General features: G+C 64.5%; 11 protein-coding genes and 1 pseudogene. 7 read left to right on the forward strand and 5 right to left on the reverse strand.

The annotated features are described in order from the left end of the window. Positions 1-134 precede the first annotated feature (134 nt). Positions 135-1,586 carry an FAD-binding oxidoreductase gene (locus GKE62_RS14925; RefSeq protein ID WP_154692920.1) on the reverse strand — a complete coding sequence of 484 codons (1,452 nt, stop codon included), beginning with the start codon at positions 1,584-1,586 and terminating at the stop codon, positions 135-137. On the opposite strand from GKE62_RS14925, the pseudogene GKE62_RS19105 reads away from it, so the two are divergent. Beyond that, a pseudogene (locus GKE62_RS19105) lies at positions 1,559-2,484 on the forward strand (dipeptidase). The gene GKE62_RS14925 and the pseudogene GKE62_RS19105 sit on opposite strands and share 28 nt — an antisense overlap. 106 nt (positions 2,485-2,590) lie before the next feature. Further along, positions 2,591-4,711, forward strand: a complete 2,121-nt coding sequence (locus GKE62_RS14940) for a TonB-dependent receptor (RefSeq protein ID WP_195908431.1) — start codon at positions 2,591-2,593, stop codon at positions 4,709-4,711. Here the strand turns inward: GKE62_RS14940 and GKE62_RS14945 are convergent. From GKE62_RS14945 to GKE62_RS14955, 3 genes are read right to left on the reverse strand one after another with little or no spacing between them, the layout of a single operon-like run. Beyond that, positions 4,708-5,361, reverse strand: a complete 654-nt coding sequence (locus tag GKE62_RS14945; RefSeq protein WP_154692924.1) for a TetR/AcrR family transcriptional regulator — start codon at positions 5,359-5,361, stop codon at positions 4,708-4,710. The genes GKE62_RS14940 and GKE62_RS14945 overlap by 4 nt on opposite strands. Before the next feature lie 16 nt (positions 5,362-5,377). Further along, complete coding sequence (locus GKE62_RS14950; protein WP_154692925.1) at positions 5,378-6,499, reverse strand: alpha/beta fold hydrolase; 1,122 nt, start codon at positions 6,497-6,499, stop codon at positions 5,378-5,380. Further along, entirely contained in the window at positions 6,499-7,857 is a 1,359-nt protein-coding gene (locus GKE62_RS14955; protein WP_195908432.1) for an MFS transporter, read from the reverse strand. The genes GKE62_RS14950 and GKE62_RS14955 overlap by 1 nt, the downstream gene beginning before the upstream one ends. 147 nt (positions 7,858-8,004) lie before the next feature. Between GKE62_RS14955 and GKE62_RS14960 the strand changes: the two genes are divergently transcribed. Genes GKE62_RS14960 through GKE62_RS14980 form a run of 5 tightly spaced genes read left to right on the forward strand, consistent with a single transcriptional unit; the run spans position 8,005 to position 14,591 of the window. Next, the gene (locus GKE62_RS14960) at positions 8,005-9,687 is read left to right on the forward strand and encodes a DUF885 family protein (protein WP_195908433.1); all 1,683 of its coding nucleotides are present in this window, start codon (positions 8,005-8,007) and stop codon (positions 9,685-9,687) included. Further along, the gene (locus tag GKE62_RS14965; protein WP_154692928.1) at positions 9,687-10,439 is read left to right on the forward strand and encodes an alpha/beta fold hydrolase; all 753 of its coding nucleotides are present in this window, start codon (positions 9,687-9,689) and stop codon (positions 10,437-10,439) included. The genes GKE62_RS14960 and GKE62_RS14965 overlap by 1 nt, the downstream gene beginning before the upstream one ends. Then, positions 10,436-11,557, forward strand: a complete 1,122-nt coding sequence (locus GKE62_RS14970) for a cytochrome P450 (protein ID WP_154692929.1) — start codon at positions 10,436-10,438, stop codon at positions 11,555-11,557. Before GKE62_RS14965 ends, GKE62_RS14970 begins: the two co-directional genes overlap by 4 nt. After that, positions 11,554-12,543: a prolyl aminopeptidase gene (pip, locus tag GKE62_RS14975; protein WP_154692930.1), complete on the forward strand. Its 990-nt coding sequence runs from the start codon at positions 11,554-11,556 to the stop codon at positions 12,541-12,543. The genes GKE62_RS14970 and pip overlap by 4 nt, the downstream gene beginning before the upstream one ends. A gap of 23 nt (positions 12,544-12,566) precedes the next feature. Beyond that, complete coding sequence (locus tag GKE62_RS14980) at positions 12,567-14,591, forward strand: M3 family metallopeptidase (RefSeq protein WP_195908434.1); 2,025 nt, start codon at positions 12,567-12,569, stop codon at positions 14,589-14,591. A 362-nt stretch (positions 14,592-14,953) separates the two neighbouring features. Here GKE62_RS14980 and GKE62_RS14985 read toward each other — a convergent pair whose 3' ends face one another. Next, entirely contained in the window at positions 14,954-15,325 is a 372-nt protein-coding gene (locus tag GKE62_RS14985; RefSeq protein ID WP_230206731.1) for an SDR family oxidoreductase, read from the reverse strand. Positions 15,326-15,341 lie beyond the last annotated feature (16 nt).

Raw genomic sequence — 15,341 nt, forward strand, 5'->3', positions numbered from 1 at the left:
TTACTGCTTCCAGCTCGGACTCGGGCATCAAGGGGGAGGTAGCGCGAACAACCCCTCCCGAGGCGAAGGGACGCCAGATGATTCTCGACTTTCCAGAAGCACAGCGCTGTGAGTGGCGATCTGAACAAGCCTGTCTAAGCGAGCACGTTGCGCGAAGCCACCGCGATTGGAGTTCGATCAAAGGCCAGGTATCCAGGCGACACCATGGTATCGCCCGAAATCCGCTGCCCTGTCACCGCCTGAGCTATGAGCGAGCTGATCGCCGGCGCCATTTTGAAGCCGTGGCCGCTGAAGCCATTAGCGACATACAGGCCAGGAATGGGTGTTTTGCCAACTACCGGGTGCACGTCGATGGGATTGGTGGTGTAAAGTCCACTATAGCCGCGCAGACCGCGGATGACGTCGAGGCCGCGCACGCGGTGTTGCAGCAGGTGGACCTTCTCGCGGAGGAAATCGTCGTCAATGCCCCGGTCGAAGTGATCGGGATCGGCAACTTCTTCCTGCTCGTCCTCTTCCATGACCGAGCCGACGAGCAGTTGCTGGCCTCGGTTCTGCGGACGGAAATAGATTCCTCCCACAGGATCCGCGCAGACCGGAACTTCGCCTTTCACGCTTGAAGGCCGATCCAAATGGACGACCTGGATACGTGTCGGCACCAGGGGCCACTTGCTATGGAGACCGGCGGCAACGAACAGGTCGTTGCACCACGGACCATTGGTAGTGACGAGTGCGCCGCAGCCGATCCTTGCACCACTCTCGAGTACTATCCCATGAATTGCGCCATTCCGCTTCTCTACCCCAGTAACCTTGCTGTTGAAGCGCACTTCGACACCCAATTGGCGGACCGCGCGGAGAAGATCGGCGAGCGCATCGACCGGATCGACATAACCGCCAAGAGTCTCAATGAGGTGGTGTCCCCCCCGACCACACGAATGGGTCTCGCCGGTTTCAAGATCGGGAGCGATGGCGCATGGGTTGAGCGCGGGATAGCGCTCAGCGAGCGCGCTGTCGTCGACCGCCTCGGCCGCGACACCCAAACGCCGCATCCGCTCGGCCTCGGTCTGTGGCCAACCTGCGCGGCCGTCGCTCAGCCACACCACGCCAAGCTCGTGCAGCGTGGCGAGGGGGTCGGAGAGGCTGAGGAACTCCTTCCAATGCCGGTAGGCGGCGATCCCATCGCGCGCGAGGATCACCGTCTCGTCGCGCGAATACTTCGCCCGGCACACTGCAGACGAGGCCCCGGTGCTGCCCTCACCGAGGCCCCTGCCTTTTTCCAGAACGAGGACTCGGGCCGTGCTGCGTCGGGCAATCTGCAACGCCGCGCATAACCCGATGATGCCGGCGCCCGCGATGACAACGTCTGCAGTTTCGCTCACTGGACATGGTTCCAAGTATTGCCCGCTCTCCGCACAGATGTGGGAAGCGAGCGGGTAGTGCTTGGTGCCCGGATACGATACAGTAGTGTATGGATGCAACCCATCATGAAAGGACCACAATGACACCCAGTCTCTCTGCACTGCGACGACGCGGCGGCTTGGTGTGGGACAATCACGCCTGCATGCCCCTGCGCCCCGACGATCACGCATTTATCGACCAGTTGGCCGACGCTCATGCCGCCGGCGTCGATGTCCTCAGCCTCAACATTGGGTTCGGCCCTCAAGGTCCGGACGAGCATCTGGCGATGCTCGACAGCTTCTCTCGCTGGCTGGCTGAGCACGCCGACCAGTATCTCCTCGTGCGCAGCGTCGCCGACATCCAAGCTGCGCGCGCGGACGATAAGCTGGGGGTAATGTTCGACGTCGAGGGTATGGTTCCGCTTAACTGCGGCCGAATCGATCTGATCGAGCGCTTCCGAACCGGCGGGGTTGGCTGGATGCTCGTCGCCTACAATCGCAACAATGATTCGGGCGGGGGGTGCACCGACGAGGATGGGGGCTTGACCCCCTACGGACGTCAAGTGTTACGCGAAATGGAGCGCGTCGGCATGATCGTTTGCTGCTCTCACACCGGTCATCGCACTGCGCGGGAGGTGATCGACGCAGCGGGAATGCCTGTCATATTCTCGCATTCGAACTGTTCGGCGCTGTATGATCACTACCGTAACATCCCCGACGACCTGATCCGCGCCTGTGCTGACGCTGGGGGGTGATCGGGATAAACGGCCTCTCCTCGTTCCTCGGCGGCGAGGCATCCCCTGCGCTGGTGGCAACGCATGTCGATCATGTGGCGCAGTTGGTCGGCCCCGATCACGTCGGTCTCGGGCTGGACTACGTATACGACCGGGCCGAGCTGGACGAATATCTTCTCAAGATGCGTGATACCTTTCCCGACGACCCGAGCCTGCGCGAGTCGCTGACGATGGTGCCGCCGACCCGCATCGGCGAGATTGCCGACGAGCTTGTGGCACTTGGCTATGGCGCCGACCATCTCGATGCGATCCTGGGGGGAAACTGGCTGCGCGTCGCTTCGCAGGTCTGGCACTAGGCGCGCCGCCCGCTCGCGCTTCGATGTGTTGACACGGCAGCCTTCACCATACATACATGTATGGATGGCGACAGATCGATCGCGACGTTCAGGGAAGGCGGGTGAGATGAAGCGCAATATTGCGGCGATGGGCGGTTCCACACTGACGCTGGCCTTGTCTTGCCTGGCCATGCCGGCCGCGGCGCAGACGGCCTCTGCTGAAAATGAAGTGACAGGCGGCGAGATCATCGTCACCGCGCAGCGCCGCGAAGAGCGCCTGCTCGACGTGCCGATCTCGGTCTCGGCTTTCACCAGCGAGGATATCGCGAACCGCGGGGTGACCTCGCTCAACGACCTGCAGGCGTCGGTACCGGGCCTGCGCCTCGTCGACATCGGCCCGGGTTCGCAGCGGATCCAGCTTCGCGGTATCTCGCAATATCTCGGCCTGCCTACGGTCGGCAACTACATCGATGAGTTCTCGATCAATCCCGAGGGCGCTTCGGGCGTCGCGGAAGTGCGGCTGCTCGATCTCGAACGCATCGAAGTGCTGCGCGGGCCGCAGCCTGCGCTGTATGGCGAGGGGTCGATGGGCGGCACGATCCGCTACGTTACCGCCTCGCCCGACCTGACCCGCTTCAGCGGTTCGGGGCTGGCCGAAGTCAGCGTCGTGCGCGACGGTTCGACCGGCTATCGCGGCGAGGCCGTGCTGAACCTGCCGCTGGCGACCGACACTGCGGGCCTGCGTGTAGCCGCGGCGCACGAACGGCTGCCGGGGTGGACCGATGGCGTTCTTGGCAAGAACCTCAACGACCAGGACATCACGACGCTGCGCGCCAAGCTGCTGGTACGGCCGGACGACGCGCTCAGCATTTCGCTTCTGGGGCTTTACCACAACTCCGAACAGGACGTGAAAAGCTACTCGCTGGCCGATCGTACGACCGAACAGACAGTGCCGTCGGCCGCCAAACAGGACTACTATCTCGGCAATCTGGTCGTCAGCTACGATCTCGGGCCAGTCACGCTGCTCAGCTCCACCGGCTATCTCAACCAAGATAGCCGAAGCATCGACGACTCGGTGAAGTTCTACAACCAACTGTTTGGCGCGCCGCTGCTGGTCAATGCCGTCACCGACGCACGCGGCAAGTTCATTCGCTGGGCTCAGGAAGCAAGGCTTTCGTCAAATGGCGAGGGGCCGCTGCGTTACCTTCTCGGCGCGAGCTATTCCGACGCCAAGGTGCGGGGCAATATCGTCGGCGGCGGCGTTTCTGCGATCCCGGGTCTCGCCCCCGAGCAGCTGGGTGTCGTGTTCGTCTTCCCCAGCCGGATCACGTCCAAAGTACTCGCGCTGTTCGGAAGCGTCAGCTACGATATCGCCGACAACCTCACGGTCGATCTTGGCGGACGTTACTTCAGAGATCGGCGCTCCCAGACGAGCGCGTTTGCGCTGAGCGGATCACCGGTGTTGCCCGCCCCGCTGCGCGCGACCTTCGACAGCTTCAACCCGCGGGTCAACATCTCGCTCAAGACCGGCAGCAGCGGCATCGTTTACGCAAACGCGGCCAAGGGCTTCCGCAGCGGCGGCTTCAACCCTGCGACCGTGCTGCCCGCGACGTTTGGCCCCGAGAAGCTGTGGAGCTACGAACTCGGTACCCGTCAGAGCTTGATCGGCAACCAGCTGCTGGTCGAGGCGGCGGTCTACTACAATGACTACAAGAACATTCAGGCGACGCTGATCAACAACCCGACCCTGACCGGCACGCAGAATGCCGGCAAGGCGCGGGGCCCCGGGGTCGACCTTACTTTCATCGCGCGGCCGGTCAGGGACTTTAGCGTGACTGGCACGCTCGGCTGGAACAAAGTCGAGTACAAGACGCTGTCGCCCGACCGCTTGCCGGGGGATCCGCTCGATCTCGTTCCGCAATGGACCTGGTCGGCATCGGTCGACTACTTGCCCCAGCTCAATGACAGGGTGGGTCTGATCTTCCACGCCGACGCGGGGTTCACCGACGCCGCGCAGATCACGCTGCGCAATTTTGCGGCGCTCGGTCTAGACCCCATCGAGCGCTCGCAGTCGCGCGTCGTCGCCAATCTGCGGGGCGGGGTGAGCTTCGGCGGTCTCGAGGTCTACGCCTTCGCCAACAATCTGTTCGACGAGAACCGGATCATCAATCCCAGCTTTGGTGCATTCTTCGAGGAAATCCGCACGCGACCGCGCACGCTCGGGGTAGGCGTCAAGGGAAGCTTCTAACGGTTCGACTTGCGCGGCTCTGCACCGCCGACAGCAGCGTGCGGATCGCGGGCGCCGGTCAGGACGTAGTTGTAATATGGCATGTACTCGAGCCGCTGGCTCAGCGGCTCGTCGATGCCCGAGGCCCAGTAGCCGATCTGATGAAGGTAGAGCACTCGCGCCCGGATGAAGCTTTCGGTCTCGGACTGGCCCTCCGCGCGGAAGCGGCTGGCGAAGAAAGCGATCCAGCGATCGTCGACATCGCGAATGATCTTGGCCACGGCTTTGGTTTTCCACCCCCAGAAGCGCACTGCCATGTCGAAGCGGGGATAGCTCGCTTCTTCGCTGAGCCAAACGCGCGCGACCTCAATCGCGCCGCCATCGGGCCAGCGTGCCTCGACCAATGAAAGCTCGTGCTCCTTGTGATCGCGCCAGCTCTGGAGCAGCGCGTCGAGCAGATCCTTGCGGTTCTTGAAGTGCCAGTAGAAGCTGCCGCGGGTCACCTTGAGCCGCTTGGCCAGGACATCGACCTTCACTTCCTCGATGCCGGACTGCACGAGCAGTCGCCGCGACGCCTTGACCCAATCGTCGCGCGTCAATCGCGGCTTCGCGTCCGCCATGATCCCGGTCTTCTCCTCCAATGCGGGGGCTGCATGGGCCAGCCCAGGCATCGTGACAAGCGCCCTGTCAGCGGCGCACCGCCTCGCTCAGCGTGCCGATCACGAAATCGGCATGGGTGTAGACAAACTGGTGGGTGCTGCCCGGCGGGGCAACGACGCGACGGCTGCGGCTCGACGCCGCCAGATAGCGTTCGCGTGACCTGGCGTAAAAATTGATCATCCGCGCTGCATCGCCGTCCGCAGCGCTGCCCACTTCCCTTTCGGCGGTAACTTCGCCAGCGTCGCCCGGCGCGACCAGCCATAGTTCCATGTCGCCGAGATCGCCGTCGTAGACCACGGTTTCCCAGGCGATCCGCGGAATCTGGTCGGGATCGAGTTCGCGGTAGATGGAGTAGTTGGCGAGCTGCGCGCCCACGCCGATTTCGATCGAGCGCATCGCGTCCAAATCGCCGCCCAGGGCCTCGACGAACGCGCGACGTCCCTCCGCGTGCGCGGGATTGGCCTCGCTCGCCTTTTCGTCCAGGTCCGCGTGTCGCCCGACCGCGCGCCATGCAGCCGAGGCAAGCGTTCGCAACCGCATCGCGCGCAGCGAGCCGAGCCGGGGCCCCAGCAACACCGTCTCGAGCGGCGTCGCATCGAGCAGCACCAGCCGCACGACCTTTTCCGGATAGCGGCGAGCGATATTGGCGGCGAGAAGGCCGCCGAACGAATAGCCGACCAATACGAAGGGTCCAGTCTCGCCGGCGCGGTCGAGCGCCGCGATCATTTCCTGGGCTTCACGCGCCGTGCTTCGCGGAAACGGGCCGGTGTCGCTCCAGCCGGTTCCCGGACGGTCGATCAGGATCGAGCGCGTCAATTCTCGCAGCGTGCGATGGAGATGCGCCATCGCCGCCCCGGGAGCGTGGCCGCCCCCGAACATCACGATCGGCAAGTGGTCGGTTGCGGCACCTTCGGCGAGGACATGAACGCGGGTGCAGCCGACGTCGACCAGCTTCCCCGGCGCAGGGCACCGGCGCCGCGACGCGGCGAACCGGACGAGGTGGACGATATTGCCTGTCACGATCAGCGTACCACAGGCCGCAAGCATCAGCCAAGCGCCGCTGCCTAACAGACCGATGCCGACCAGGATGAGACCGACGACGCTGCCCGACCATTCGGGCGCGAGCAGACGCAGCAGCCAGTTCGGCATCAGGGGTGTACTTCCCGCGCCTGCGCGCGCGCGATCGTTTCGCCCAGGGTGCGCGACCCCCAGTGCAACGCCAGCAACCCGCCCGCGAGGCCGGGGATCGCCACGGCTGCCATCGCCAGGATTATGCCGCGCGGGCCGGTGAAGACATGGTCCGAGAGCAGCCCGACGAGCCAAGGCATGAACGACGCTGCGACGATCGTGACCATGCCGCCCAGCGCCACCACCCGGCCGCGTATCGGCGATGGCGACATGAGCTGGAGCACGGTAGGCGACAGCGAGTTGGCCATGAAGGTGAAGCCAATCTTGGCGAGGATCACCGCGTAGAAGTGCCACGCCTTGCTCGCGAACGGGATCGGCAGCGACACGACGAGGGCGCACAGCAGCGCGAGGCGCGCGACCAGCATTGGCGTCTCGTCGCCGTGACGCGCGCGGAGCGACCTGACAGCGAGCCAGGCAAGGCAGACCCCGGCGACCGCAGCTGCCGCGCCGAACACCCCCAGGAACTGGCCGATTTGGGCCGGCGTTTCCTTGAACAGACGCTGGAGAATTACCGCGTTCCATTGCGCCTGCGCGCCGAACGCGGCGTAGCTAAGCCCAAACCCGAAGAATATGCCGACCGTGGTGCGCGCGTTCTCACGGAAATAAGCGGCGACGCCGCTTTGCGCGGACTTTGCGTGCGGCGGGGTCATCCGCACCAGGCGCATGACGAAGACCATCCCCGCCAGTGGCGGTCCCGTCAGCGCGCTGAGCACGATGGTTGCCCGCCACGGCTCGAGCCCGGCCACGAAGCCGGGCAGCACGGCGGCGTTGGCGGCCACCCACCCGAACAGCGATCCGCCCAGCGCCATTCCGAGGTAAGTGCCGAGCAGGGTCGCGGTCACGAACACGAAGTTCGCCGCCACCCACCGCTCCTTCGGAAAGAGGTCGGGGATCATTGAATACGTGACCGGGCCTAACACCGCTTCCCCCGCCGCAATGCCCATCGCGCAGAGAAACAAGCCGCGGAAACTGGTGGCGAAGCCGAAGCCAACCGTCGCCACCGTCCAGATGAGAATGCAACCGGCCAAGAGCCAGCGGCGGTCGAACCGATCGGCGATCCAGCCGACCGGATAAGTCGCGATGGCGGTCACGAACGTCAGCGCTAGCCCGGTAAGCAGCCCGATTTCGGAATCGCTCAGAGCCATGCTCTGCTTCATGGGCTCGGCGATCAACGCGATCAGCCCCCGGTTCACCGAGCCCACGATCGAGGCGAGCACCACTACGCCCAAGCCATACCAGCCCCACCGCCGCCAATTCGGGCGCGCCGACAGCCATTCCTCACTTTCGCCGTGGTTCATTCCGGTCCCCGTTTCATCCAAGCTTGCTCCATACACAAGTGTATGGCAAGTGGTGATGAAAGCAGAGCGAGGTTTACCGTGCAATCTAATCCGACGATCGACCGCAGGCCCGACCATCCCGGTTCACGCCACGATCAAGGAGCCGTTAGAGCCGATCGCGAGCTGGGTATGACGTCGGCAGCCAAGCTCGATTCGCTCGCCGCGCGGTTCTGGGACTTCATTAGCGAGGAGGTGCCGTTCAACGCCTTTCTTGCAGGCGAGGCCGGGGATGCGGTCACGCTGTTCCGGGAAAGCCCCGCCGATCACGACCGCCGCGCTGCGCGGGCGCGGGCCTTTCTCACCGAGCTCGACGACCTCGACCTGGATGCGCTCGAGGGCCAGCCCCGCGCCACCGGCGAGCTGCTGCGCTTCGAACTCGGCAACATCATCGAAGCGCATTCGCTCATGTCGCACCTGCGGCCCTCACTCTTGCCGGTGGGCCCGGAATTCAACACCGTCTTCCTCGCCCAGCAGGCGCACATCGCCGACCCCAGCGCCGCCGAGCTTTGGGTCAAGCGTGTCGCCGCGCTGCCGGCCTTCCTCGACGACATCGCCGCCTGCCTGAAGGAAGGGCTGGCGCGGGGCATCCGCTTTCCGCGCGCTGTGATCGAGCCCGCGGTCGCCAACGTGCGCCGCACCGCCGCCCTCGACCCTGACGCCAGTCCCTGGCTTGCAGTGTTCGAGCGCAGTCCAGTGCGTGACGAGCCCGCGGTACGAACGGCGCGCGAGCGCGCCCGGACAATCGTTGCCGAGCGCCTCCAGCCTGCCTTCGAGCGCTACGCGGCCTTGATAGAGGGCCCGATCGCCACCGCGGCGCGTGAGACAATCTCCTGCACCGACGCCCCCGCCGGCGAGGCGTTTTACGACTTCTGGGTGCGACGTTTCACCACCACCGGAATGACCGCGCGCGAAGTCCACGATTTCGGCGTGGCCGAAGTCGCCCGGCTCGAGGCCGAGGCTGAGGCGATCGCCGCCGACGCCGGCTACGACGATGCCAGGGCCTATCGCGCGCACTTGGTGTCGGACACAACCTTCATCCTGGCCGACGCCAACGCGCTGCGTGAGCGTGCCGAGATCGTCTGCAAACGCATCGACGCGCGCATCCCCAATTTCTTCGGCCGAATTCCGCGGGTGACCTACGGCGTCGAGAGCATGAGCGCGGCGATGTCGGTGAGCATGCCGCCCGCTTATGCCCAGCCCTCGCCCTCGGGCGGCAGCGTCGCCGGAAAGTTCTGGATCACCGGCCTGCCCGAGCGGTTGCCGACCTATTTCCTTCCCGCTTTCGCGATCCACGAGGCTTGGCCGGGGCACCTCATGCATATCGGTCTGATGGCCGAACTCGACGAACTCCCTGCCTTCCGCCGTCATGGCGCGGTCAACTACACCGCGTGTATCGAAGGCTGGGCGCTCTACTGCGAGCAGTTGGGCCACGAGTTCGGGATCTATACCACGTCTGCCGAGCTTTATGGCCGCCTGGAAGGCGAGTTGTGGCGTGCCTGCCGCCTGGTAGTCGATACCGGCATCCACGCGCTCGGTTGGACGCGCGGGGCGGCGATCGATTATCTTGCAGCGCGGCTGACGCTGCCGCGCGCGACGATCGAGCAGGAAGTCGATCGCTATATCGCGCTTCCCGGTCAGGCACTCGCCTACCAGATCGGCGGGGCCAAGATCCTTTCGCTCCGCAGGCGCGCCGAAGCGCGCCTGGGAAGCCGCTTTGCGCACCGTGCTTTCCACGACACGGTGACTACGGCCGGCGCGGTCACCCTGCCGGTGCTTGAGAGGCTGGTCGAAGCCTGGCTCGAGACTGCCTGATGCCGGTCACCTCCTCGGGCATTTGGTGGGAGACGGTCGGCAGCGGGCCGGTGGTGATGGTCGGCCTGCCGCTGATGGCTTCGCAGCTGGACATTTTCGGCAAGGACGGTGAGGCGATGCGCACGGCTTGGGAGGCGGCACTTGCCGACAGGTACACGCTGCTGCTGGCCGACTATCCCGGCATTGGCCGAAGCAAGGACCACGATCCTGCCACCATGACCGTCGATCGCGTGGTCGAAGACCTGCTGGCGGTCGCGGATGCGGCAGGCGCGGCACGGTTCGCCTGGGTCGGGTACTCGTGGAGCGGCGCGGTCGGGCTCCAACTGGCTATTCGCACCGACCGGCTGACCGCTTTGGCGATCGGCGGGTGGCCACCGCTCGGCGCACCGGTGGCGCCGCTTCTCGCCGCGAGCCGCGTACGTGTTGGCAAAGTGCCCGATCACGCCCGGGTCATGCTGCGCTGCGACGACCAATATCGGCAGTGGCCGACGTTCTACGCCAGCCTTGGCGCAGATGACGATTCGCGCGTCCGCGCGCTAGAGGGGCCGCGCTATCTGTTCTTTGGGGGCGAGGGCGACCTGATGGAAGAGTCGCACGCGGTGCCCATCGCCAGCCGCTGCCGCGCCCACCGGGCCGAACTCGAAACGCTCGGCTGGACGGTACAGGAGTTCGTCGGCTTCGGGCACGACCTTATCGGGCAAAGCGATCTGGTTCTGCCCTCGATCCGTGCCTTTCTGGACGCGCGGTTGTGACCGTGGGCCCGCGGCTGCGCGTGTGCGACTTTGCCGAAGACCCCTATCCGATCTACGCCAGGCTGCGTTCCGAAGATCCCGTCTCCTTCACGCCGGATCTCGGTATGTATCTCGTCACCCGCTACGACGATGTGCGGCAGGTGTTGGCCGATCCGGCGACCTATTCGACCGATTCAGGTGCATCGCTGATAAAGCGGACGTTTGGCGAGCAGATCCTATCGCTCGACGGCGCGCCGCATGACGCGTTGAAGCGGCAATTCCAGCCCCTCTTCACGCGGCGCCGGGTGCGCGATGAGCTGGAGGGAAAAATTGCGACGGCGGCACAGGCGCTCGTCGCCAGCTTGCCCGTCCGGTGCGACCTGCGCCGATCCTACGCCGCACGGCTCCCGGTTCAGGTGATGCTGCTCGCCTTCCAAATGCCACCGGAGCTGGAAGAAGAAATATCGGCGCTTTTCGCCATTTTCGAGCGGGCGCTGGCCGACCACGGCGAGTCCAGCGCAGCGACAGATCAAGGGGCCGATTGCGCGCGCCGCTTGCGAAGTCACTTCCACCGTTACGCCAGGATCGATTCGCCGCTTTGCAAGGATAAGGTGGCGCGCAATCTTTCGATCATTTTCTTCGGCGGTATTTCCACGGTCGAGGCGCTCATCCTCAACGCGCTGTGGTTGATGCTCGACCGGCCTGAATGGCAGGTGCGATTGCGCGGTGAGCGGGCCATGCTGCCGCGTTTTCTCGAGGAGACGGTGCGGTGGTCGGGGCCCGTGCAATCGGCAACACGCCACGTGCGTCGCGACATTCGCCTGCGCGGGGTCGCGATCCCGGAAGGCGCCACGGTCAATGCCATGATCGCTTCGGCGAACCGCGATCCCGCCGTTTTCGCAATGCCCGATGACTTCGATCCGTTGCGCGGCGACCTCATCAGGCACCTGGGCTTCGCTTATGGAAGCCACTACTGCCTCGGCGCGCATCTCGCGCTGGCAGAAGCGCGCATCGCGATCGAAGCGCTCCTTGATCGCTTCGCAGCGATCCACGCCGATGGCGACCTGGCCGAGCTAGTCGGCCATGAGTTCCGTCAGCCGCAAGCCCTGCGATGCAAGCTTGCTGAGTGCGCGGCATGACCAACCCCGACCGCACAAAAGCGTCGCCGCCAAGCCATCTTGATTTCCTCTACCCGCCGCTCGCGCCGCTCGCTTCGGGCATGCTCGATGTGGGAGATGATCACCAGATTTACTGGGAGCAATCGGGCAAGGCGGACGGCGTGCCGGTGCTATTCCTGCATGGGGGACCCGGGGCGCCGTCGCGTGCGCACCATCGGCAATGGTTCGATCCTGATTTCTATCGGTTCGTCACGTTCCATCAGCGCGGCTGCGGACAGTCGACGCCGCTCGCCGCGACCCACGCGAACACCACGCAGCACTTGATCGCGGATATTGAGGAGCTTCGTGCGCATCTCGGGATCGAGCAGTGGCTGGTCTTTGGCGGGAGCTGGGGGACCGCGCTGGGCCTGGCCTATGGCGAAGCCCATCCCGCCACCTGCCTCGGCTTCATCCTGTCGGGCGTCACCCTGGTCGATGTCGAGGACCGCGCCTTCTGGTGGCGGGGCGCGCGCCAGCTATTCCCCGAAGCTTTTGACCGCCTGCTCGAGACGCTGCCGCACTCCCGACGTCACGATCCGATGAACGCGCTACATCAGCTGATTCTCGATCTCGATCCTGCCGTTCATATGCCCGCCGCGCTTGCGCTGTGCCTCTATTCCGCCGCGACCGTCGGACTGCAGCCGAGCGAGGAAACGCTCAAGCTTTACGGGGATCCGAACGTTGCGCTGCCGCTCGCACGGCTTTTCCTGCACTATTCAGCCAACGTGCACTTCCTCGAACCCGGGCAGCTCCTTAAGGACATCGACCGGATTGCCGACAAGCCCTGCACGATCCTCGGCGGCCGCTACGATGTGACGACCCCTGTCGCGCGCGGCTGGGCGCTGCACAAGGCGTGGCCAGGCTCGACGTTTCAAGTCAACGAACGCGGGGCGCATGCGCTGTCCGACGCAAGCACCGCGCGGACGGTGCTCGATGCAATAGAAAACGCGAAGCAATGGTGCAGCTGACCTACGCCAGAAAGGTTCGGACAATGAACGCAGTGATCGCTTGGGCGGGCCCGCTGGGCGGCTTACCGCCGTTCGGGAGCGTCACGCCGGGCGAAATCGAGGCGGCGCTCGAAGAAGCGATGGCCGCTGTGACTCACGCGGCGGAGCGCATCGGCAACGACGCGGAAGCCGCGACGTTTGACAACAGCGTGCTCGCCTTGGAGCTGGCCTTGACCCCGCTGCGACGCGCGGAAGCCATGTTCAACGCCTATAGCTGGACCGCGGCGACGCCAGACATGGCGGACGTGCGGGTGCGCATGGCAGCCAGGCTCGCCGCCTTCGACGCCACGCTTTGGACCGACCGGGCACTGTTCGAGCGCCTTTCAGCGGTCGAACTCGATCGCGACAGGTCCGCTGCCGACCACCGCCTGCTGCACGTCCTCAAGAAGCGCTTTGTCCGGCGCGGTGTGAGCTTGTCCGACGCAGACCGCGCACGGCTCAAGGAGATTGAGCAGCGGCTTGCCGAACTCCAGGCGAGGTTCGCCCAGAACCTGTCCGACGAAGAGCAGGAGCAGGCGACCCTCGTGGACAGCGAGGGCGAACTCCACGGGATGACCGATGCCTTCATCGCGCAGGCGGCGGCGCTGGCCGAGCGCCTTGGCGCGCCGGGCAAATGGGCGATCGCTAACACGCGGATCTCGGTCAACCCGGCGCTGCAGGGGGTGAAGAACCGGGACCTGCGGCGGCGTGTTCGCGAACTATGGGCGAGGCGCGGTGAGAACGAGGGGCCCTACGATAACCGCCCGCTCATTTCCGAGATCGCGGCGCTGCGTACGCAAAAGGCACGGCTGCTCGGCTATCCAAGCTTCGCGCACTATCAGCTGGCGGACAAGATGGCTGGAACGCCGGAGGCGGCGATGGCGCAGCTCCGCGCCACCTGGGGTCCGGTGCTCGACCGAACCCGGGCGGACCTGGCCGAGATCGAACGCTTGGCGGCTGCCGATGGCGTCCACGGGGCGCTCGAGCCCAGCGATTATCCGTTCTATGCCGAGCGTCTGCGCGAGGCTCGGTTCGCTCTCGATAGCGAAGCGATCAAGGATTACCTCAGCCTCGACAACGTGCTGGCGGCGCTGTTCGACGCGATGGGCCGGCTGCACGGGCTGACATTTGCGCCCCTACCCGAGGCGCCGCGACTGGCTTCGGACATTCGCTGCTACGAGGTCCGCCGCCAAGGCGCAGCGATCGGTGCGGTGTGGTTCGACGTGATCCGGCGCGTGGGAAAACAGCCGGGATCGTGGCAGCAGGAAGTGCGTCCTCACGCGATCGTGCCCGCACCGCAGCTCCCTTTGTCGCTCATCTGTTCCAGCCTCGAACCACAGGCGGACGGCACCGTAAAGATGGGTTGGGATTACGCCAACGTTCTGTTTCACGAATTCGGTCACGCGCTGCACATGCTGCTGAACCGCGCGCCATATGAATCGCTCGGTCCGATGGGGGTAGAGTGGGACATGATCGAACTCCCCTCACAGCTCAACGAGCGTTGGCTGCTCGATCGCAATTTGCTGCGGCGACACGCGAAGCATTGCCGCACGGGAGAAGTGATGCCCGATGCGATGATCGACGCGATCGTCGCGGCACAGAAGCATCGCCGCGTGACTTCGGCTTGGCTCGAATATCTTGCGCCGGCGATCGTCGATCTGGAACTTCACAGTTTACAGGATGTCGACAATCTTGATCCACTGGCGGTCGAGTCGCGGCTTTATGCCGAATTGGAGATGCCCGCGGCGATCGACGCGCTCATGCGGCTTCCGCACCAGTTTCACAGTTTCGCGGGGGAGCATTACGCAGCCGCGCTTTATTCGTATCTCTGGGCGGACGTGTTGGTTGCAGATACATTGCAGCTGTTCATGGCCGCACCGGGTGGTCTCTATGACGCCGATGTCGCCGAGGGATGGCGCCACTGCGTTCTCACTGTTGGCTCGCTTCGGCCGGGTGCTGAGTCTGTCTTCGCGCTGCTTAATCGCTCTCCGGACCCGCAGGCCTTCCTCAGACGGTTCGACCTAGTCTAGTTATAAAATGCCTTTCTATCGGCATCAGACACCTGCTGGTTTTGCTTGCGCGACGGTGCGACCACAAATTTGACGCTATGGCAAGACGTTGGGGATCTTGTTTCTCCTCGGCCGGCTAAATCGGCGTTCTCGTGCCATATCGAAAACCTGCAAGATTGCGATCAGACGGCGGCAATAGTTGTCGATTAGTTCCTGCACCATCGCGGCAACTTTGCGCGCGGCATCTCGGTCATGGGAATGGATCCTACACGGACCCAAAAGCGGGGCGTCCACACACGGACGTTTGGCGGTCGAGCTCAGTACCTGATCATTCCAGGCTCTAAAGGGACGGCTGAATTGTCGGCGCCGACCCCGCGAAAATCTCAGAGCCTTAGACCGCCGCCTACGATCAGGACCTGACCGCTCACATAGTCGCTCTCGGGCGAACACATTAGATAGACACCGCCAGCTGCTTCCTCGGGTGTTCCGGCCCGGCCGAGCGGAATCGTCGTCTTGAGCATGCTCAACATCTGGGCGGGAACGCCGGCCTGGATCGACTGGCCTTCGATCTTGATCTTCGTCTCGGGATCGTCGTTGGACTTGGTCAGCCGGGTCTCGATGAAGCCGAAGGCGACGCAGTTTACGCATACCTTGTGACGTCCCCATTCCTTCGAGAGCGTCTTGGTCATGCCGACCAGAGCGGCCTTGGCCGACGAATAGTTGACCTGTCCGGCGTTGCCGTGAGTGCCGGCCATCTCAGTGAAATCATGG

This window comes from Novosphingobium sp. Gsoil 351, assembly GCF_009707465.1.
Taxonomy (GTDB): Bacteria; Pseudomonadota; Alphaproteobacteria; order Sphingomonadales; family Sphingomonadaceae; genus Novosphingobium.

Excerpts from the sequence above, each read along its gene's own strand:
- GKE62_RS14925 (WP_154692920.1), bottom strand. The coding sequence starts at position 1,586 with ATGCGTGATCGTCGGGGCGCAGGGGCATGCAGGCGTGATTGTCCCACA.
- GKE62_RS14940 (WP_195908431.1), top strand. The coding sequence starts at position 2,591 with ATGAAGCGCAATATTGCGGCGATGGGCGGTTCCACACTGACGCTGGCC.
- GKE62_RS14945 (WP_154692924.1), bottom strand. The coding sequence starts at position 5,361 with ATGCCTGGGCTGGCCCATGCAGCCCCCGCATTGGAGGAGAAGACCGGG.
- GKE62_RS14950 (WP_154692925.1), bottom strand. The coding sequence starts at position 6,499 with ATGCCGAACTGGCTGCTGCGTCTGCTCGCGCCCGAATGGTCGGGCAGC.
- GKE62_RS14960 (WP_195908433.1), top strand. The coding sequence starts at position 8,005 with ATGACGTCGGCAGCCAAGCTCGATTCGCTCGCCGCGCGGTTCTGGGAC.
- GKE62_RS14965 (WP_154692928.1), top strand. The coding sequence starts at position 9,687 with ATGCCGGTCACCTCCTCGGGCATTTGGTGGGAGACGGTCGGCAGCGGG.
- pip (WP_154692930.1), top strand. The coding sequence starts at position 11,554 with ATGACCAACCCCGACCGCACAAAAGCGTCGCCGCCAAGCCATCTTGAT.
- GKE62_RS14980 (WP_195908434.1), top strand. The coding sequence starts at position 12,567 with ATGAACGCAGTGATCGCTTGGGCGGGCCCGCTGGGCGGCTTACCGCCG.
- GKE62_RS14985 (WP_230206731.1), bottom strand. The coding sequence starts at position 15,325 with ATGGCCGGCACTCACGGCAACGCCGGACAGGTCAACTATTCGTCGGCC.